18 protein-coding genes are annotated in these 20,877 nt (G+C 42.4%); 5 read left to right on the top strand and 13 right to left on the bottom strand.

What is annotated here, in order from left to right:
• Window positions 1-513 precede the first annotated feature (513 nt).
• Both EL268_RS26545 and EL268_RS26550 read left to right on the top strand, forming a co-directional pair.
• Window positions 514-963, top strand: a complete 450-nt coding sequence (locus tag EL268_RS26545) for a DUF1259 domain-containing protein (protein ID WP_232030090.1) — start codon at window positions 514-516, stop codon at window positions 961-963.
• A 600-nt stretch (window positions 964-1,563) separates the two neighbouring features.
• Window positions 1,564-2,163: a lysozyme gene (locus EL268_RS26550; protein ID WP_106652313.1), complete on the top strand. Its 600-nt coding sequence runs from the start codon at window positions 1,564-1,566 to the stop codon at window positions 2,161-2,163.
• 167 nt (window positions 2,164-2,330) lie between these two features.
• Here EL268_RS26550 and EL268_RS26555 read toward each other — a convergent pair whose 3' ends face one another.
• On the bottom strand, window positions 2,331-2,927 hold the full coding sequence (locus tag EL268_RS26555) for a hypothetical protein (RefSeq protein WP_106652312.1): 597 nt from the start codon (window positions 2,925-2,927) through the stop codon (window positions 2,331-2,333).
• Window positions 2,928-3,477: 550 nt separating this feature from the next.
• Here EL268_RS26555 and EL268_RS26560 point away from each other — a divergent pair.
• Window positions 3,478-4,625 (top strand): IS3 family transposase gene (locus EL268_RS26560; protein ID WP_106652311.1). Its coding sequence is split into 2 segments (ribosomal slippage): window positions 3,478-3,748 and window positions 3,748-4,625, totalling 1,149 coding nucleotides; the frame shifts between segments, so codons are not numbered across the junction.
• Window positions 4,626-4,936: 311 nt separating this feature from the next.
• Here EL268_RS26560 and EL268_RS26565 read toward each other — a convergent pair.
• The 7 genes from EL268_RS26565 to EL268_RS26590 all read right to left on the bottom strand — a co-directional run bounded on the left by EL268_RS26565 (window position 4,937) and on the right by EL268_RS26590 (window position 13,878).
• Window positions 4,937-5,305 carry a helix-turn-helix domain-containing protein gene (locus tag EL268_RS26565; protein ID WP_106652310.1) on the bottom strand — a complete coding sequence of 123 codons (369 nt, stop codon included), beginning with the start codon at window positions 5,303-5,305 and terminating at the stop codon, window positions 4,937-4,939.
• Between the two features lie 72 nt (window positions 5,306-5,377).
• The gene (locus tag EL268_RS26570; RefSeq protein WP_197724035.1) at window positions 5,378-5,710 is read right to left on the bottom strand and encodes a type II toxin-antitoxin system RelE/ParE family toxin; all 333 of its coding nucleotides are present in this window, start codon (window positions 5,708-5,710) and stop codon (window positions 5,378-5,380) included.
• 388 nt (window positions 5,711-6,098) lie between these two features.
• Window positions 6,099-6,752 (bottom strand): hypothetical protein, encoded by a 654-nt coding sequence (locus EL268_RS26575; RefSeq protein ID WP_197724036.1) that lies wholly within the window; start codon window positions 6,750-6,752, stop codon window positions 6,099-6,101.
• A gap of 510 nt (window positions 6,753-7,262) precedes the next feature.
• Window positions 7,263-7,409: a hypothetical protein gene (locus EL268_RS33010; protein ID WP_164724531.1), complete on the bottom strand. Its 147-nt coding sequence runs from the start codon at window positions 7,407-7,409 to the stop codon at window positions 7,263-7,265.
• A 250-nt stretch (window positions 7,410-7,659) separates the two neighbouring features.
• A complete protein-coding gene (locus EL268_RS26580) occupies window positions 7,660-11,064 on the bottom strand; it encodes an nSTAND3 domain-containing NTPase (protein WP_106652308.1) in 3,405 nt (1,134 codons plus the stop codon).
• 374 nt (window positions 11,065-11,438) lie between these two features.
• Complete coding sequence (gene rlmD, locus EL268_RS26585; protein ID WP_106652306.1) at window positions 11,439-12,869, bottom strand: 23S rRNA (uracil(1939)-C(5))-methyltransferase RlmD; 1,431 nt, start codon at window positions 12,867-12,869, stop codon at window positions 11,439-11,441.
• A 118-nt stretch (window positions 12,870-12,987) separates the two neighbouring features.
• Window positions 12,988-13,878 carry a diacylglycerol kinase gene (locus EL268_RS26590; protein ID WP_106652402.1) on the bottom strand — a complete coding sequence of 297 codons (891 nt, stop codon included), beginning with the start codon at window positions 13,876-13,878 and terminating at the stop codon, window positions 12,988-12,990.
• Window positions 13,879-14,020: 142 nt separating this feature from the next.
• Here EL268_RS26590 and EL268_RS26595 point away from each other — a divergent pair, with 142 nt between their 5' ends.
• A complete protein-coding gene (locus tag EL268_RS26595) occupies window positions 14,021-14,995 on the top strand; it encodes an ROK family glucokinase (RefSeq protein ID WP_106652401.1) in 975 nt (324 codons plus the stop codon).
• A gap of 71 nt (window positions 14,996-15,066) precedes the next feature.
• Here the strand turns inward: EL268_RS26595 and EL268_RS26600 are convergent, their stop codons facing one another.
• The 5 genes from EL268_RS26600 to EL268_RS26620 form a co-directional block, all read right to left on the bottom strand.
• Window positions 15,067-15,969 carry a DMT family transporter gene (locus EL268_RS26600; protein ID WP_106652305.1) on the bottom strand — a complete coding sequence of 301 codons (903 nt, stop codon included), beginning with the start codon at window positions 15,967-15,969 and terminating at the stop codon, window positions 15,067-15,069.
• Window positions 15,970-16,034: 65 nt separating this feature from the next.
• Window positions 16,035-17,216, bottom strand: coding sequence for an ABC transporter permease (locus EL268_RS26605; RefSeq protein ID WP_106652304.1), 1,182 nt, complete (start codon window positions 17,214-17,216; stop codon window positions 16,035-16,037).
• Window positions 17,216-17,944, bottom strand: coding sequence for an ABC transporter ATP-binding protein (locus EL268_RS26610; RefSeq protein WP_106652303.1), 729 nt, complete (start codon window positions 17,942-17,944; stop codon window positions 17,216-17,218). The genes EL268_RS26605 and EL268_RS26610 overlap by 1 nt, the downstream gene beginning before the upstream one ends.
• A 28-nt stretch (window positions 17,945-17,972) precedes the next feature.
• Complete coding sequence (locus tag EL268_RS26615; RefSeq protein WP_047072215.1) at window positions 17,973-18,437, bottom strand: hypothetical protein; 465 nt, start codon at window positions 18,435-18,437, stop codon at window positions 17,973-17,975.
• Window positions 18,438-18,548: 111 nt separating this feature from the next.
• Window positions 18,549-18,887 (bottom strand): hypothetical protein, encoded by a 339-nt coding sequence (locus EL268_RS26620; protein ID WP_047072218.1) that lies wholly within the window; start codon window positions 18,885-18,887, stop codon window positions 18,549-18,551.
• 226 nt (window positions 18,888-19,113) lie between these two features.
• On the opposite strand from EL268_RS26620, the gene EL268_RS26625 reads away from it, so the two are divergent.
• On the top strand, window positions 19,114-20,871 hold the full coding sequence (locus tag EL268_RS26625; RefSeq protein WP_106652302.1) for an RNA polymerase sigma factor: 1,758 nt from the start codon (window positions 19,114-19,116) through the stop codon (window positions 20,869-20,871).
• Window positions 20,872-20,877: the final 6 nt, after the last annotated feature.

A 20,877-nucleotide genomic window follows, 5' to 3' on the forward strand; every position in this document is an offset into this window, starting at 1 on the left:
ACGATAAATACCCAAAAATTACCAAGACGTGATACAAGCACTGTCACTTACCTTCCCAACTCCATAACTTACTATCAGGGAGGACAAAACTAATATCTCCCTGCTTTATGGAGAAAGGAAGAGGATAAATGGTAACATTAGTTGTTTGTGTATTTGAATCTGACGGAAGTTTCTTTTCTGTTGTTAAGCTCAATGGGATCGAAGTTACTGTCCCTATTTCGAGCGAAGTTTATAACCTGCTCAAACTGATCGGCGTCCCTAATTGTCCACAAGTCAGTTAATAGGTAGGAAGAATGAAAGTCTGCTAAATCTTTGCTTAGAGGCTGATGCTACATCAGCCTCTTTTCATCATTGCTATCGTGAACCGACCACACCGTACGAGCCATTTTATTTACCTTCACTCTCGAAATACTACATGACATACCCAATCTTCTAAAAATAGGTATTTTACGCACGCTGAATGCCTGTACCATTCGCTTTCATCCCTCATATGTTAATCATGATCATAAGAATATGGAGGTATGCAACTTGGCAATTAGCCCACTATGCCGTAGATTTGCTCAAATTCTGAATGCAGAGGCGACAGTCGTTAATGGTGTTTGTACTGCCCAGACCCTAAGGACCAATATAAGAGCTACGATTCTAGGAAGACGGTCGAACTCTGCGTTGACCATCCCCCAATTCCACTCTTTTGAGAGCATTAGGGAGAATGGCACTGCACTTTGTCTGGGAGAAACAGTTATCCTTACACGTGAGATTAACCCATTTATCTCGCGTCTCCGAAGTCATGGCATAAAGGTTACTGCTTTGCATAACCACTGGCTGTTTACCAATCCAAATCTGTGGTATATCCACTATGAAAAGATTGAGAGACCGTTGGTTTTCGCCAGAGCTGTACGCGATGCTCAGGGTGTGTTAACGAAAAGGATTGTACGCCCCGTTGTTCGTAGAAAAAAAAGATAAGAAAGCGATGGCGGTTGGTGCTGCCCAGAGAATCCAATATGACCTTGGTTGAAGAAATGCAATTCGCATCGGTTGCGTTATAAAAAATGGAGTTCATGTAAAAGGCACAATTCTCTCTTCTGATCAAGATCTATGTCCGACGAATCGATCCGGGGGTCCTTTCCCGGAACCTTGGTACCAGCCCGGGGAAACAAGCGAGATGTGGGCAAGAAAAGAAGATGTCTTTCGAAAAGCCGCTGAATGGTATTATGACAACAATAATTAGGGGTAGATCAATATTTTGACCGTTTTATACGCTGGCCCACCTCACATGTTGAGCTTAGGAATCCGATCTTGTATCGGATTCTTCTTTTTTGTTGTTCTTTGGTCCCTAAAAATTATAGATTTTTATCTGTTAAAAATTCGTTCGTTTGAGTGCAAAGGCTTTCGAGTGATTGATTCACTTTTTAAACAATTTAAGCAAGTGTAAGGCTTTTTCCAAAAAGCAAAAAAATTTCTTAGAGGTGGTTGTATTTTACTTTGTTTTTTTACCTACAAGGGTGAAGGCGATGAGTTGAGCGCTCAAAATAGTCGCTAATAACAATACAAAGGAGTGTTATTATGTCAAATTTTTCTTTAGGCACAGGTGGAGCAAACCTTATCAAAAAACATGAGGGATTTTCCTTGAAATTTTATGGAGATCCTTATGGGTATCCAACAGTTGGATGGGGACATTTGATTACAAAGACTAAAACATATACTAAAAATACAACAGGTAATCCAAATGATTCTCTTCTATCCCAAGTACAAGCTGATGCTCTATCAAACTCTTTAAATCTAGGTTATACTTCACCAATTTCTCAGTCTAAGGCAGATTCTTTTTTTACTAGTGATACTGCAAAGGCTGTAAAGGCAGTAAATGATTTAAAACTTCCTACAGGTTGTCAATTTACACAATCTCAGTTTGATGCACTTGTTTCGTTAGCTTTTAATGCAGGTCCTGGGGTGCTAACAACCGATGATGTAGAAGCTATGCTTGCCCATGCGTTGATATATCCTTTTATTGGCCCACTTACACCAGCTCAAAGTGATACTTGTTCAAAATTAGTCAGCAAAGCATTTTCATATGATAAAAATTTGAAAACAAGAAGAAATGAAGAAGCAACTTTATTTTGTAAAGATATGAAATATACTCACAAATATCCAGTATATACACTATAGTTTAATCGTTTTACGACATTAACAAGAAAGGTCAGCCTAAAGGCTGACCTTTCTTGTTTAAAAAATTATATTCACAGGCATTTTCAGAATCGCTTATAGGATATCCTTACCTTCCTGGATAATTTCTATTCTATTAGCCCAGAACTTATTACATAACCTTCATTCATTTAATCAGTAATTTTTTTAAGCTCAAAAATAGTTGCCTCTGATAACAAGATAAGCCTATCGTTATTAACAACAAAAAAACCTACACTTACAGGTATGCTCATTTTTGTAGAAGGGTCACTTATATCTATTACTTTTACTACATCATTTATATTTAAGTCTGGGATATCTATTTTATATAATCTATAAAAAGAGTCAGAGTTATAGCATGTCGCTGTAAACTCATATAATGGATTTTTTAGTTCATATTGATATTTCTTATAGTTTTTAAGTCCTTTTGATGAAAAAAAGTCTTTTTTGATTATAATTTCATCTCCAATAAATTTTTGCCCTGTTGGATATTCAGAAGCATCATTATATGAATTTGCAAATCCTAAAAGCTTCTCAACTTTCCAAGTTCCATAGAAATATTTTTCAGTTTCACTATCCAAATTTATACGTTCTACAGTACAATCGGATGTGTTTTTTGGAATAATAGACTCATCCGTTTCAGATTTAGGCTCACTAGAAGTATTTGGATTTGATGTCATTTCAACATTTCCACAAGCCGATGCTAGCATCAACATGATCATGATACAAACCAATAATATTTTTTTCATATTTCACACTCCTTTTTATTTTTTTGATTGTGTCACAATCTCTTCAGACATCATATGGCTATTTACTGCGTATAATTTTTTTGCGGTGATAGTAGGATTCAATATGCCAAAACACTGCCGTACGCACTTCATTGGCGTATTTTGAAAAGCTTACCATTAAGCCATTATTGCTTGGCTTTGCCCAAAAGCTCTCCATTGGAGCGTTATCCCAACAGTTCCCTTTCTGGTCCATGGAACACCGATAGCTAAACATCCTTTGATAATCGTTTGAGCACTATCGGCTCACTACGTTTATGATATTCACCTGTTATGACGTCTTGGCATACTAAAAAGTTCCAGGGATTTTTTCCTAAATATTTTCGGGTTCTCAAGCTCCGTCTCTGCTATTCCTTCGCATTAATTCGCTTCTGCTTAAGCAAGCACACAAAAAAGGCCCTCGCATTAGCGAAGGCTATGGGGACTGACCCCATAACGTGAAACAAATCAAAACACCTTCAAGAGAATGCGACCATGTCGTAAGATATGGGGACAACTTGGAGGTGTTTTTTCTGTGTCAACGAGAGTAAGTTATCCAACGGAAATCAAATTAAAGGCTGTTGAAATGAGGCTGAGAGGCCAATCAGTGAGAGAAGTAATGGAACAACTTTGTATCAAGAACAAAACGCAAGTGGAAACATGGTTACGTTGGTATAGAAACAGGGAAACTCATCGCTTTGAACAACCGGTAGGTAAACAATACACCTATGGGAAAGGACCAGAAGTTACATCTGAAGTTGAAAGGTTGAAACAGGAAAATCGCTTCTTAAAGCAACAATTGGATGTCTTAAAAAAGTACAAGGAGTGGGAAAGGAGGTGTCGCCAGAAGCAGCAGTCCGATGGATGGATTCCATAAAAGGAGGGGTCTCAATACAACTAGCGTGTCAATGGCTGGGCATTGCTCGTTCCACCTATTATCGCTGGAAACATCAAATGAATACACAACAGATTTCGAATCCAATAGTGACACGTATTCGGGAGTTGTGCCTAGCACATAAATTTCGCTATGGATACCGCAAAATTACAGCGCTTTTACGCCGAGAGATGCAAGTGAATCATAAACGAGTGCAACGGATCATGAGAGAAGAAGGCTTGCAATGTCGAGTGAAAGTGAAAAAACGAAAGGGAACCGGACAACCGTTCCAGGTTGCTGATTATCTTTTGAAACGTGATTTTCGTGCGGAACAGCCATTGCAAAAGCTAGTTACGGATATTACTTACCTGCCTTTTGGTAAGAAAATGTTGTATTTGTCTAGCATCATGGACTTGTACAACGGTGAGATCATCGCATACAGTATTGGAGACACACAAGATACAAATTTGGTTTTAGATACGTTGAACCAGTTGCCTGCAGTGGAGCGCTGCATGCTACATAGTGATCAAGGTTCCGTTTATACATCCAATGCGTATCAACAGGCTGTAAAGGAAAAAGGCATTACCATGAGTATGTCCCGTAAAGGTACACCTGCTGATAATGCCCCCATAGAATCGTTTCATTCCACACTAAAGTCTGAAACGTTCTATCTCGAAGATTTTACCTGTACAACGACGGCCATCGTTGTACAGATCGTTCGAAACTACATTTATTACTATAACGCAATTCGCATTCAAACGAAACTAAACAACCAGTCACCGATTGAATATCGACAATTGGTTGCTTAATTTGCAATGGTGTTTTGATCCCTGTCCTACGGATAGGGGTCAGTCCCTAGTTTAGAAGTTAGGAGTTTTATACAGAGTTTTTTCAAACCCCTAAAAAATCCCCTAGAAATTATTTTGATTTCTAAGGGATTTATTTTTATTTAATATAAACGTATTTGAAATATCAACTATATAAAATAAAAGTTATCTTTTTCATTTTAAAAAATCATACTTTATATTATTTAAAATAATATTGTGTTTGGGGTTACAAATTATATTTAATAAAATTCTCATCAAATCATAGGTTATATGTCTCAATGCTAATCTCTCCTTTATCTTTTATCCACTGTGTTAAAAAAGTTGGACATAGCTTCTTCTTCCGAGAATCCCTCAACCTCCCTAGGTATCAATACAATGTTTAACTCTAATGCCATCACAAGTTTATAAAACGTATCTAATTTTGGAATCGAATCTCCTACTTCAATCCGTGCTAAAGTTGATTGGGTAATTCCGATTTTTTTTGCTAAGTCTACCTGGGTTAATTTAAGTTGTTTTCTTCTCATCACTAAACTACCAATTATTTTTGCAAATAAATCATTCTTTATTTGTGTTTCATTATTTATGAAATCACTCCGAATATCCGACCAATGTACAAATCCACTTGAATTTGTTAACGAGTGATAGCTCCTTTCTTTTGTCATCTATATCCTCCTTATTTACAGGCATCAAGCTCTTCCTCCTGTTGGGGTAGAGAGGGGAGAAGCCCCCTAACTCTACCTTTGCCCGTAGCGTTGAATCCAGTCACTGTACCTTGCCTTAGCTAATTGTTTTTCCGACTCAGGAGTTTTCTGTCCCTTTTTTCGGAAAGCACTTGTGGCTACCATTTTATTGCCCCAAATGAAGAAAAGAATACGGTAATTGCCGGGGCGTAGTTCCCAAATCTTCCCATCAACGTGGTCAACATATGGTGCTCCGATACGTGTACCATGCTCTTCTAAGATGCTTATGTATCGGTCAATTTTGTTTTTCTCCTTTCCGTTTAATTTCGATAAATAATCAGTGACAGGGAAGTAACCACGGGCATCATTAAAGAGTAAGAACTTCACGATGATGCCCTCCATACTATATAGTTATCTAACGCGAATCATAATATACTTCGCAACATAAATATAGCGCGAAGTATATAATTAGTCAATCCCATTTTAATCAATATAAGTACACGAGGTCTTGATAATACGTTTTCAAATAGCATTTAATCATCAAAATTCAAGCATTTCGCATCGCTTTCGGTGATTAACTTTTGGGGTTAGGGGACAAGTTTCTATCTTCCTGTATAAATTCGATGCAAAATATAGTAACTACTTTTTAATTATCTAATTTTCCGTCTGTTCTGTGTATTCGATTACCTTAGTTGCATTCAGAATTAACAGATTGTAGTCTCTAGGAATTGAAAACAATTTTAAACCTATAAAATCCATTTTTTGTTATTAAAAATTAGCGAGGACTAGCTAGCTGAGAATTTTCTAGTCTTATCTTTTCTAGATCCTTCCCAAAAAGCTTTACTTCCGCATGTTTAAATATATCATCGTATATATATTTAACAATTTGATCATTTAATAATTTTATTGGTCTTGAACCTATCCCCGATTTAAAGTCAATGTGTAACTGACTCGTAGAAAACCCATATTTATTGAGTATAGGCAGTAAATCAATCAAACAGCCAGTTTTATCTTGCGGTTGAAAACTTAATTCTTGATCAGCCTTTAGAGTATACCTTCTTCTTCGTTTGTACGGGTGATCAATAGGTATATGATAATAATGATCATTATAAGAATGTAAATTATCAACCAACTCATCTGTTGGATCTATATAATCCTTATTTTCCCAATATATTTTACTTTTGACAACAAAAATCAGATCACAATAAAGTCTATTAAAATAAGGGAAAGAGTCTCCAGAAACCCAAAAATTTATCTGTCCAGGCTCTGTACGCATTTGAGTAATATGGCATGTTGAATGCAGAAATTGTTTATTCCAAATATAAGGGTCCTGATTGTGTTTTGGCTGGTCAAAATGAACTATGGTCCCCTTAAAATTAGAACTACATCTTCCGGGATGATATATAAGATATCCTACAGGCATTTTCATATTATTACCCCCTTGTATGAGTGATACCGTATAAGAAAATAATAAAACATACCTTATGTTTTTCTTGTGTGCTAAATAACAGTTTTTTTCACTTTGAAATTAGTTTTTACATTTGGTTACTTTGAAATTATATCTCTCTACTCTAATATTCTAATTATTTCTTCCTCTTCATTATTGTTTAGTTTATCTCTTAACCCCCTTTCAAACTCTATATCCCTAGTTTTCTTTATTAGTTCATTTAATCTAGTCTCTTTGTAAGGAAGTATTACACTATCACGGTATTCTATTGCTTCCTCAACTGTTTATAGACTGTTTCATCAAAAATATTAGTATGAACTTTAAATCCATAAACACTTTCACCATTTACTTTATTTATCTGCGGATAATTAAATGCAAACCTTCATCTGCATATTTACTTCGTACATTAGTAGAATTCAATTTGCTATTATATATCCTAAAATTCGCAATTCTATTATCTAACGGATTATTATTTAATGGCCAATAGTGTTTTCAATGATATTTATGCAAATAATTTTTCCAAGTCTCTACACCTACAATAACTCCAACCTGGTTTTTTCCACCTGTAACGAATTCGATACATTTTTTGTTGCCAACCTGTTTGACTACAAAATTATTTAAAGCACGCGAATTCTGCATTTAAACTCCCCCTTAAAATAAAGTTCAGTATATTAAATCAAAAACCCCTCCACATATGGGAAGGGCCTGCACTGATTCATCTTAATATTATTCTTTTCTCACCAACAGTGAGCAACACTCCACATGTGTAGATTGCGTAAAATTGACTGCCTTGATGCGACCGAATTTACTTGTTTTAATGTTTTTAACCTTTTTAATCTATGGGCTTTAAACGCCCTAGCCAAAAACCACACTCTAATTCCTTATTAATTTAACTAACAAATTTGCAGAGCTTCATATATTTTTTGAAGACTCTCTGAGCAGATTTATCTATTTCTAATTCCGAAATTATCTCTATGTTCTCTAATCGTCCAAAATTAATACGATATATCTCTCTTTCTCCTTCCCGGATTATTTCAAAATTTTTAGCTATATAATTCATTTGCTCCTCTGAGAAATTATAAGGGACCAAGTCAAAAATGTATCCAATATCAAGACTTTCAATGACTCTCCACACTGGAGGAACAGACGTCTGATCACCAACATTTTCACCATCTCTATTAATGTCAATCGTGAATTCCAAATTCTTAAGAACAATTGCAACTGTCTCTATGTCTGTATCCCTTTTTACTTCCTGGAAATAAGTATGAGTCATCGGTATCACGTAATATTCAAGATAATCAGCCTGATCGAACTCAAAGAACATCTTAAAAAACACTCTTTCCCAATCAGTGTTTTGAAAATAATAGAATCCTATATCTGCTGTATAAATGTTACCCTCCACTGCACTTGTTTTCTTTTTCCTAACTCGTAATACTGGCCCTTCTTTTTCCAGATTCATTGAATTATAATAATCAATTTTTTCCTCCTGTTCCAAATTTGCGATAAACAAACTAAACGGCATCATAACAAGAAGGATATTGACTAATTCGTACCATTTTCCTTGTTCAACAAACAATCCGCATTTTACTAATTGCTCAAAAAATTGTTCCTCATCTTCAAAATGTATTTTGTATGCTTCTGTCGACATTATTTCTTCTTTGGTTAACATTGCACTTCCGCGATACATAATATCTGGACAAATCTCTATAAGAAATCCAATTAATTGTTGGTTGGGTATATCACTACAGGATGACATATTGGCGATTAGCTGAAAAGTAAACAACATTGCATTCTTATATAACACTCCCTCGTCAATTAAGTTTCGTTCTAGAAACAAAAATGACATTTCATCTTTTAAAAATTCATGAATATACCAGCATTCATCCTTTTCTTTTAATTCTAACAGTTCATTTTTTAAAGACTCACTTAATACACTATTTCGAATATAATCTTGTAAATCTTCTTCCCAAAAGAAAGGCTTTTCGCCAAAAATATCGTTTTTGAAAATATTAACTACTTCATTATAGGCTAATTCTGATTCTCCAACTTGATTCTCTTCTTGATAATCATCACATTCTTCTACTACCGCAGCAGCTTCATCCAATGCCCCCAAATATTCTTCAATTATTGATTTAAACTCCGAAGTATATGCAAGTCCGTAAATATCCAACTGCTTTGGAATTTCGGAACATAAATATTTGCAATACGAAACATCATCCATTTCCAAATAATAATACAGCTTGTCAATATAATATTCTTCCAAATAAGTTTTAATTTTCTCTCTATAGTCTTTGAGGAAAACTTGATACTCCTCGGGAAAAACCCCCTTAAAATCAATGATGTCTAGAAACCGATTTCCATAACAAATTCTATCATAATAAGCTTTGATTATATTTAAACCACTAAAGGAAATTCCAATGGAAATACACTTTTTTATCACATGAGGATAAATATCAAGATCTTCATCTTCAATTACCAGGTCGAAATTTCCTAATTGGCTACTGAATTTTTTTATATACTTTTCAAAAAAAGCTTGATACTCGCTTAGCTTCCTAATTCCATAACAACATATCAAATCATAAAATTGATGAAATGTACTATTTCCATTTATTTTAGCCTCGAAGTATTCAAACTCATTATCATCTAAAAAATCCATAAAATTTTTCGTAATCCGAGGCATTGATTCAAAATTATCAATACACTTCTTAAATACTATTCTATATTTCTCATCTGATAGGTCATTAGAGAAATCAGTTAATAAATATACTAATTGATTGTAATAACACATTCCATGTAATAAAATTTCAAAATAATGATCTATATGATGATGAAAGTAACTATGTAAAAATTCTTGTACTGAAGGATTTTGAAATTTGATAATAATGGTACTCTCTTCTTCAAAAGCTAGTGATTTAATAACCGTTCTCTCTAATTCTGCAATGCATTCCTGAAAACTCTTTTTTTCAATTACATTATCCATTTGTTTCAGGCATCTATTATACATTTCCTTTAGATTATTACTCTGGATAGGTATTGGTGAAATTAATAAAATTATAGATAATAACTTTGCCTCTGTTGATAGATTATTAAATATAGCTTGCCAAAAATTTTCAGGGAGCTCCAAATAATGCCAAAAGTTCTCCACAATTTCTTGGGGATGTTTTTCTATATCAACATTCCGTAGAAACATTTCAATGATTCGTGGATTATAATTGGCATGTTTTACTATTTTTTTGTGTTCGTGAAACATTACTTCTGTTTGTTGCCAAGTTAATTTTGACTGTTTTAAATGCCCAAAAAAAATCTTTACTTTTTCAACATCTCTATATTCATCCAATCTACACTCAAGCTTATACTTTTCAACAACCTCTTTAAGGTCTGCATGCTTTTTAAAACCTTGTTTTAAAATATATTCTCTAGTCGTTAATATTAAGACGCTATTTTTGTCGTCTTTTATTCGTTCAATAATTTTTGCCAATCGCTGCTCATCTTTTCCAGAAACTGAACTCTCTTGAAAAATACTTCCCCAAAAATCATCAAATACAATGACTTTTTTTCCTTCACTTCTTAATGCTACATAAATATCATCTACCGATTTAACCCAATAGAAAGCTGTATATCTTTTGCTTTGAATAAAATATATTCCCAATTGATATGCAATTGAGGTCTTCCCTACTCCAGGTTCTCCTGAAATAAGAACAACTTTCTTTTCCTCAAGTTTTCTCAGTGCATTATTGTATGGTTTCGTCTTCACGAATACTTCCGCTCTTCTCAATGCTTCCTCAAATTCTATTGCGGATTCATATAACAACACACCGTTTTGCGTGCTATTTAACAAATTTTGCAAAACATTGGTACTTGGCATCCATAACTTATAGTAGTTTTTTTCTATCGATTTATACTTGTCTTGCCCAAGCAAATTATTAAAATCACTTTCACAAAGAATGTCATCGCTACTTTTAATATAAGGATGAAATAATTCTTTAATTTTTTCTTTTTCTAGCCGAGAAAGATCCATTGCTATCGCCAAAATATACCTATCAGGATTTAATTTTTCGACTTTTTCTCTTTCAACATTTTTGAGATGTCTATATAGGATTCTATAATCGCACTTCCATCTTTTCGCTTGAAAAATAATCGTACTACCTTGGTGAAAGTAGCCTCCATCAATCCCTTGATCCTTTCCTTCTTTATATGACTCTAAAAAAATATTGTCTCTCATTTGTATGACATCTCTTGAGAATTTTTGAAACTCCATAGGTTCTAATAATTTGTGATAGTTATAATTAACCAACGATATCCCTCCGTCCACACAAGTTCATGCTAATAGAGAAATAAAAGCATCAAATATGTAGATCTCCCTATGCACATCAAAAGCCATAGTAGATTTATTATACAGAAATTTCCTCCTTTTAAATATAAATCAATTACATACATGACGATAGGGATTTGAAGGTTAGGGATAAAAATAACAGGGTAAAAAATCTAGAAAATTTGATAAAACTAGGGGTCGAAGCTCTCAATTTGGAGTCGCAAGAGGAAAAGAAGGATAAAGAGCCGAACGAAAATCAGGGTACATGCCTGAAATTCGGTCGACTCAACGGTCAACTTATTTTGTTAAGTAGCAGATTTTGTACGGCAGCTGCGGACTATTTTTGTTTTCTGCAACTATTCCCTCACCAGTAACACACAGCACTCCACATGCCCCGTATGCGGAAACATATCCACCGGCTGCACTTCCTTCACCTCATACCTCTCCGCAAGCACCTTCAAATCCCTCGCCAACGTAGAAGGATTACAAGAAACATAAACCACTCTCTCCGGCTGCATCTCCAAAATCGTCGTCAACAACGCCTCATCACAGCCTTTGCGCGGCGGGTCAACGACAATCACATCCGCCCGTATGCCCTTCTCCTTCCAAGCAGGAATGACAACCTCCGCAGGCCCTGCCTCAAACGTCGCATTCTCCACGCCATTCAACTGCGCATTCCGATTCGCATCCGCAATCGCTTCCGGCACTATCTCTACACCGTATACATGCTTGGACTTCTGCGCCAAAAAGAGCGAAATCGTCCCGATACCACAATACGCATCAATCACCGTCTCCGTACCAGTCGCACCCGCATATTCCAGTGTCTTGTTATACAGCACCTCTGTCTGCGCAGGATTGACCTGATAAAACGACCGCGCCGAAATGGCAAACTTGATCGGACCGATATAATCGTAAATCACATCACTGCCCCAGAGCGTCACGGTCTTTTTGCCAAAAATAACATTGGTCTTATCCGGGTTGATGTTCTGCACGATACTCGTCACGCCAGCGACTTGTGCGCGAATCGCATCCACCAGCTGATTACGCTGCGGAATCTGCTCCTCTGTCGTTACGAGCACGACCATGACTTCCCCCGTCTTGACGCCAACCTTAACAACCACATGTCGCAGCAAGCCCGAATGGCGCACTTCGTCATAGGCCGTGATATTCAGCTTGGTCGCCGCCTGCTTCACGGCTGCCACTGCTTCATCATTCGCCTGATGCTGAATGAGGCATTCGTTCATGTCGATGATCGAGTGGGATTTCTCCGCGTAAAAGCCGCCGACCAACGCCCCGTTTTCCTCGCCGATCGGTACCTGAGCCTTGTTGCGGTAACGCCACGGATCACTCATGCCAAGTGTCGGATGAACGGTAACGGCCCCTTCTCCTTCGACCTGGAAACCACCAATGCGCCGCAGGTTGTCCCGCACGATTTGCTGCTTGTGTCGCAGTTGCTCCTCGTATACGAGATGCTGCAACGAACAGCCACCGCAACGGTCGTACAGCGGACAGGGCGGCTGGAAGCGATGGGTACTCGCTTCTACTACTTCTGTCAACTTGGCAAAGCCGAAGTTTTTCTTCACATGATCGACGCGCGCATGAACTCGCTCTCCTGCAAGCGCGCCATCTACGAACAGTGTATATCCTTCAATCCGGCCGACTCCTGCTCCTTCGTGGTTCAGTCCGGTTATCTCCACTTCCACGGTTTGTCCGACACGTACAGGGACGTCCAGCTCCACTTTGGCTGTCGGGTGCGGACCGCGCCGCTTCTTTGTTGTTTTCGCCACTATCTATTGCTCCTTTTATCCTGCTCTATAGGTTTTCGTTTTCGCTCCAGGAAGCATGCAGGGATGCACTGCGAAAAGCGGCATCCCCACGGCTATTGCTATTCATTTTACTATCTTCTTACGGGACGAACAACTCGATATGCCCCGGCAACGCTTCCACCACGCAAGGCAGCTGTCCGCCCAGCTCACCGTCCAGATTGAGCTGAACCTTCTCTCCGCCCGGCGAAGTGGCTTTGATATAATCTGCCTGGAAATACAGGATGTTCGGGTCCTTCAGGTGCTCGCCGCGAACCGCCTGTGTGGCCAAGCGAATAAACTCCGCGATATTCGTCTTTTTCACGACGATGACATCCAGCTTGCCGTCTGACAAGTCTGCATCTGGAGCAAGCCAGTCGAAGCCGCCTACGGATCGGCTATTGGCGATGAGGAAAACCATGATTTCTTCATCCAACAGCACCTCTTTGCGACTCTCCAGACGAACACGGATCGGGTGCAGCGACGGCAGCTTCTCCAAACCTTTGACGTAATACGCCATTTGTCCAATCAGCGTTTTCAGCTTGCTCGGGACCTCGTAGGTCAAATTCGTCAGCGAGCCGCCACCCGCTATATTCATGAAATAGCGGTTGTTGATGCGCCCCAGGTCAATGCGTTTCTTCTTGCCCTTGGCGACAATCTCCGTTGCACGAGTGATCGATTTCGGTATACCGACCGCCCGGGCAAAATCATTGCTCGTTCCGCAGGGGATTATTCCCAGAGATGGACGTGCTTTCTGCTCTGCCATCCCATTGACTACTTCATATATGGTTCCATCTCCACCAGCGGCCAGGATGACGTCAAAACCGCGAGCTACTGCACGAGCAGCTTCTTCTGTCGCATCATCTTCCCCTCTGGTCGCATAGCATGAAGTTTCATATCCGGCCGACTCCATTAAATCGAGGATTTCCGGCAATCGCCGACGCACGATCTCCCGGCCGGAGCTTGGATTGTAGATTAATCTGGCTCGTTTCAAGGCAGATCCCTTCTTCCTTCCCTCGCTCACGGGGGTACTCTCTTCCATCATATCCTGTATAGCCATTTTTGGGAATCGCTATGCTCCATATAGCGTGATAAGATAGAAAAAGATGGAAAACAAGGAGATAGGGGAGACGCTTGTGAAGAAGATCATCGTGGGAGTAGATGTGGGTGGCACTGCAATCAAGATGGCTTTGATTACGCCAGACGGCGAACTGGTTACAAAAACGCAAGAACCGACGCCTGTTTCGGACGGCGAGGATGGCATTTTGCAAAAAGTCGTAGACATGTCTCATGATCTTCTTGCGCAGCATGACTATTCTCTTTCGCAAGTCTGCGGAATCGGTGTAGGCGTACCCGGCCCCGTAGATGGCGGGAAAGGAATCGTCTTCCAAGCGGTGAATCTTCACTGGCGCCAACCCGTTTTATTGAAGGAAAAATTGGAAGCCCTTACAGGTCTGCCAGTCGCGGTCGACAACGATGCCAATGTCGCAGCCCTCGGGGAAATGTGGCAAGGTGCAGGCCAAGGTGCGCAAGACCTCGTTCTCATTACACTCGGCACAGGTGTAGGTGGCGGCGTCATTTTGAATGGAAAGGTCATCCATGGCATCAACGGTGTGGGCGGCGAAATCGGGCACATTACCATGACCCCGGATAGCGGTGCCCCCTGCAATTGCGGCAAAACAGGTTGTCTGGAAACATATACGTCTGCGACTGCCATCATTCGTGAAGGGCGATTTGCAGCTACAAACGGATCAAGCCCGGCGCTTGCTGCTGTACTAGCCACCAAAGGAAACATTGCCGCCAAGGATGTCCTCGAAGCAGCTGTTGCAGGAGACGCAGCAGCTCTCGCGATTATCGATCAAGTGGCGCTCTATCTCGGCCTGGCTCTCTCTCATTTGGCGAATGTGCTCAATCCCGCGAAGTTTATGATCGGAGGAGGCGTCGCCGCAGCAGGAGAATTCCTTTTTTCCCGAATCCGTGAATCATTCAAACGCTTTGTTCCGTTCACCTACGTCGTCGAGTCCACAGAGATCGTTCCTGCCGAACTCGGCAATGATGCGGGTGTATACGGTGCAGGCTGGTTAATCCGTTCACAGATGAACGAATCCTGATCGGGCACATAAAAAAATGGACGCTCCTGCACGTGAAGCCTCACAGCTAGAGCGTCTTTTTTGGTATGACCTTATGAAGAAGCCTGCCTGGGTGCCAGCTCCGGCTCGCCGCCTTTCCCCGAAACAATCAGCGCAGCACCGACGAGCACTGCACATCCCCCTAACAGCTGGAGCAGGCTAAATGCTTCGCCAAACAACATCGCAGAAAACCCAAACGTGACAACAGGCTCCAGCGTGCTTAGCACAGACGCTTTGGTTGACCCGATCAGTTGCAAGCCGCGGAAGAAAAAACTGATGGCGACCACCGTAGAAAAAACAACGATCCCCAGCAGCGCCCACCACCCTTGTACCGCAAAAGACAGATCAACCCCTCCGTCTTTTAGCGCAATGAAAAAAGTAGAAATGGTAGCAAACAGGGCGATGTACGCAGACGTTACATAGGACGAGACGCCTTTTACCACTCGATTCCCCACCACAATATAAACGGAGTAAAACAACGCCGCAGCAAGAGCCAGCAATACGCCAACCGGCTGAATCCCGCCAAATGACAAGCCGAGCACCAGTCCAAGACCAACGAGTGTAATCAGCATGGCGATGACCGTCTTTTTCGTCAACCGCTCCTTCTCGACGAAGTAGCTCAGTATGGCAACAAACACCGGAAATGTGTACAGCAGCAAGGCCGCCATTGAGGTCGGGATGTACTGTACCGCAGAGAAAAAGCTAAGGGATTGCAGCGTGTACAAAATCCCTCCGAGACAAAACATCGCGAGCACCTGTTTTTTATCCAAGCGAAGCGACTCCTTGCGCCAGAGCAACAAACCAAAAAACAGGGCAGTCGCCAATAAAAACCGCAAAAACAAGAGCGTCGAAACAGACACACCCGCTTCGTATGCGTACACAGCAAAAATAGACATGACGCCAAAGCCAGCAGCCGATCCGAAAATATATAACACACCGACATACAGCGGATTCACAACATTTCACCAGCTTTCTCGAAATGACAGCGACGAGTGACGCGACAGGTCTGAAAATTTTGCGATCAGTGCTTTAACCCCGCCCCTTCTCTGCGGAATATGCGCGACGCGAGAAAAATAGTGAAGACTACATAGACAAGCAACGAGCCAATCCCCAGGAGCGCATGCACTGGGTCGACCTTGCCGTAAAACACTTCCTTGGACAGGGCGACACCGTTGAACACGGGCATCACGTAGTAATGCGCGGGGATGTCGACCGGACTGACTGGCATCAGCATATACGACGGGACCATCGCCAAAAATATGACAGCACTCATGTACGTCTGTCCCTCTTTAAAAGACTTGGCAACCGTACTCAAAACAAGCTCCAACCCTGCAAAAAATGCCGCCAGCAACAAAATCGTCACGATGAGGACCAACAAAGTGACAGGCGAGAAGAAGGCGAGTGTAAAATGATCTCCTTCCGTCCCCATTGGTCCCAGACGCATGGCCAGCGTGACAGAAATCAGCGATGCCACTGCCCCCATGATGCTCATGGTCATGACAGCCAACAGCTTTGCCGTGAGAATGTGCTGGGCTGCAATTGGCGCCGTCAGCAGCGATTCAAGCGTTCCCCGTTCTTTTTCACCGGCGACGAGATCATTCGCTGCGGCCATTCCCGCGGATGCGAGCGAGACTACCAACATCAACGGAATGATGCCAGCCAGCATCCCTCCCGACTTCCTTTCCTCAGAGGCTGCATTTTGAAAGGTGGAGACAATCGGTTGAATCGTCTGCTCGGACAAGCCCGCTTGGTTCAACCTTTTCGCTACGACGTCTTTGCTATAAGCCTCAACTGTCTCCTCGATCAACGTACGAGCATAGACAGATTTTTGATTGGTGGAGTCATAGGCAACCAATAACTGCGCTGTTTTTCCCGCCGCAATCTCTTCATCGAAGCCAGCAGGAATCGTCAAAATGGCGCGCAGCTGACCTGCTTGCAGTGCCTGCTCCGGATTGGACGGCTCCAGGATTTGAACGGCTGGATTTTTCTGCAAAGCCGTAATCAATGAGGATGATCCTTGAACGGCTAACGGGATGTACTCCCTCGCTTCTTTTTCCACATTGCTATAGGACGTTCCCAGCAAAAAGAAGACGAACGGAATGACGAGCAATGGCACCAGGAGCGTCCCCATCCACGCCTTGCGATCGCGAAACAAGTCCATCAGCTCTTTTTTCAATACGGTCCAAACGACATGCGAGCCCATCAGCCTTCGCTCCCTTCCACGACAGCCATGAAAATGTCGTCCAGATCCTCTGTCCCAAACTGCTCGCGCAACGCATCCAATCCCCCGGCGAACCGCAGCTTACCCTTGTGCATGAGCGCAACCCTTTTGCACAGCTTGTTAATCTCGCCCATGTTGTGACTGGAGAACAGAATCGTCTTCCCCTCTTCTTGCAGCTTTCTGACCATTCTTCGAAAGATTGTGGCAGCCGTAACATCCAGCCCTGTCGTCGGTTCATCCAGAAGAATGACATCGGGATCGTGTACGAGCGTCCGGGCAATCGCTACCTTTTGCTTCATTCCCCGGGAAAAGGCCCCCACTCGCCTGTCTAAAAAAACGTCCATCTCAAGCAGCCGGCTCAAACTATCAATGCGCTCCTCAAGCCTCGCTTGCTCCAATCCATATAAACGACCGAAGTACGCGATATTTTCCCGCGCTGTCAAACGGTTGTAGAGACCTACATCTCCCCCGAACAAGATGCCAATTCTGCGACGCACTTCAAGCGGTTGCTGTCGAACGGAAAACCCGCTAATCTCGATGTCTCCCTCGGTCGGGGTCAAAACCGTCGCCATCATGCGCATCGTCGTTGTCTTTCCCGCACCGTTTTCGCCGAGAAGTCCATATACCTCGCCTGCCTCGACCCGAAACGATACATGCTGGACCGCTGCGATCTCCTTAAATCGCTTGCTGACATCCTTGACCTCAATCAACAGCAGCCCCTCCTCTCCCGTATTTTCTCTAGAATCGTACCTTCAGCAAGTACGACGCACGCTTTTCTCCTGTAAACGTCACCTGTACGACACCCGTCCGCCCACGCAAAACCCGCGGTATAGCGCCAGTGACATGAAATTCCCGCCGTTTCTCATCGACTCGCGCGACAGACACGGAGCCTGGGGGCGAAAAGACCTTGTCGCCTTCCAGTGTGTAAAACGAAAGGGTGATTTCTCCCGCTTGCCCGTGGCCTTCTCCCGAAAAACGGATGATCTCCATCATTCCTGACACCGCCGACACTCCCGTGAGGTCAAACAACGGGTGACGCAGGTTCGCAAGCGTTTGCCCTTTTTTCCAGTCCTGCAAAAACGCATCAAACTCCTGCACAGCAACCATCCACGCCACCGAGGAAGTCGTAGGGACATGCGAATGTATTGCACCAAAGACAAGCGCAGAAGACGTCATCACCAGTGGCAGCCAAATAGAAAACATGCTAATTCCCTCCAATAATTGGTTGCCCTTAGCATGCCCTATCAAAAGTTACCCGTATGTGTCTTTGGTGAATCAGAATCTTTTGACTTTAAAAACCGTTTCACTCCTATCCTACAGCGGATAACGCTCTTTCCACTTGGTCAAGGAAAAGCCTTCAAACAGCGCGACGAAAGCCTCCGTATCGTTAATATAATGACGGGTTTCTTTTGCTTCTGGATTTTTTTCCAGAAACAGAGTCGCTACCAAATGGCTGACAGGAACACCTTCTGCCTCTTGATCGTAAATGCCCCGTTCAGCGAGCACTTTGCCAAAATAACGCACATAGGTGACGGTTATGGTTTTTTCTTGACCGTTTTCTTGCCACGTAGAAATGGAACGATCAAATGTATCAGACGGTGAACCACCTTTTCCAGGTGCCACACTTTCTCCTGCAACAGAAATGAGCTTCATGTACTTCCATCCTCCTTTTTATTCCTGTACGTTTCATTATAGGGGAGAGTGGAAATTGTTACAAATTGCTTTGTCATCTGCCATTGGAAAACCCACTGCGTTTACTTGTTTGATACACTAAACAGAACGGTTAAAAAACTCCGAAATTTATTTCGCATCCCGTGTCAGAAAATCCGTGAACCCGAAGTCTACACAGTACATCAACAAATCACGAGGAGTTTTTGCGATGGATCACTTGATAATCAGGCCCAAGACTCATGAGGAGCACACCCAGATAGAAGACGAGACTTTGGTAGAACAGGCGAAAGCTGGGGATCAAGAGGCGTTTAGCGAGCTGGTCAGGCGCCATCGCTCCAAAGTATACGGCTATGCACGGTCGTACACACAAGAAGCCTTTCTTGCCGAAGACATCGTTCAGGATGCTCTCATTCGCGCCTTTTTGCACCTTGGGACGCTGGTGGACAGCCGACGTTTCCTTCCTTGGCTGCATCGGATTGTGCGCAACCAGGCCTACACACGGCTTTCGAAGGGTTCGCAAAAAAGGGAAACCGTCTTCTCGAGTCTGGGCAAACTAACGCATGAGCAGGAACCGACTGACTGGGAGGACCTCGATAGTATCTTGCACAGGCTGGGACGGTCTTGGTCACACTCTGCGCAGAACAACAACCCCGAAGAGGTCATGGTGCGTCGTGAACTGTTTGAGACAATCAGGAGCCTGCTGTACTGCCTCAATCCTCGGGAGAGACGCATTGTGGAATCTCACTTTTTTGATCATTTGGCCCCTCATGAGATCGCCCACATGTTCCAGATGTCCCAGGCAAACGTCTACCAAGTGCTATCGCGTTCTCGCAAAAAACTGCTTCAGGAAAAAACTCGTGTCGTTGTTGATCAATACATGAAGACGAGAAAGGTTGCGGGGAGTATGAAACAAGCAGTATTGAACAAACCAGAAGCATTCACGATGCCTACTTGGGTTACTTGCGCAGCGGCACTATTCGGATTGGTAGAATCGAGCGAACGCAAAATGTCTTTGCCGATGATACTTGGCTTGAGCGGCCATGCCTTTCGCTTGACGATCGTGCCTGGAAATATCCATATTGCAGGCCCAACGATGTTTCACTTTCAGCGGGTCTTGCAGCAGGGTTTGAAAAACATGGGCTTTGAATCTCGTGCCGTCACCTCGTATCATCTATCCTGCGAACCAAGCATCAATGCCAATCAAGTTGCTCCCTCGCTATTGAGCCCGGAGGCACGCGAAAAGCGCCAGCTGTCTGTCCTCCTGCCAGAAGCATTGGAACTGGTCCACCGCTCCATCGACAAAGGGCATCCTGTGCTTGCTTGGGATCTGTTCATGCCAGAGTTCGGATTGATCTACGGCTATGATGATGAAAAAAGAGTGTTTTACGCAGGAGACAACTGTCGAAACGACAGTACCATTCCCTATGAAAACTTGGGGCGGGGTATCGTCGAGGAGTTGTTTGTCCTTGCCATCGACCGTGCGTTTCCGATCGACCAACGCACGATGCTCGCAAATGCTCTCCACTCTGCACTCGTTCATTATCGTGGAGAAGAACCGCAGGACCCGAGCTGCGTCAATGGTCTAGCGGCCTATGCTGTTTGGCAGGAAGCCTATGAAAAGGGAACGGTTGAGCCGAATGGCAACGCGTATACGACCGTGGTGAACGGGGATGCACGGCGCTATGCCTCTCTTTTCTGGAGCGAAATCGTTGATACGTGGACAGATTCTGTGTTTGATGAGGTCCGCCCACTGATGAAAGAAGCGGCTAGCGTGTACGGGGCGATTGCCGATGGCTTTGACACGTTAAGCAAGCTCTTCCCATTCCCTGCTGGGGGCGAGCCGAACGATGCGGAGCAAGGTAGGCAGGCTATTGCGTTGTTGAAGGCGATTGAGCGAAATGAACGTACTGCTGTATCCGTACTGGAACAAATACAGGCGGGGCTTGAGAATAAAATAGGAAAGTAAACAGAA

It is taken from the genome of Brevibacillus brevis, from assembly GCF_900637055.1.
Lineage (GTDB): Bacteria > Bacillota > Bacilli > Brevibacillales > Brevibacillaceae > Brevibacillus > Brevibacillus brevis.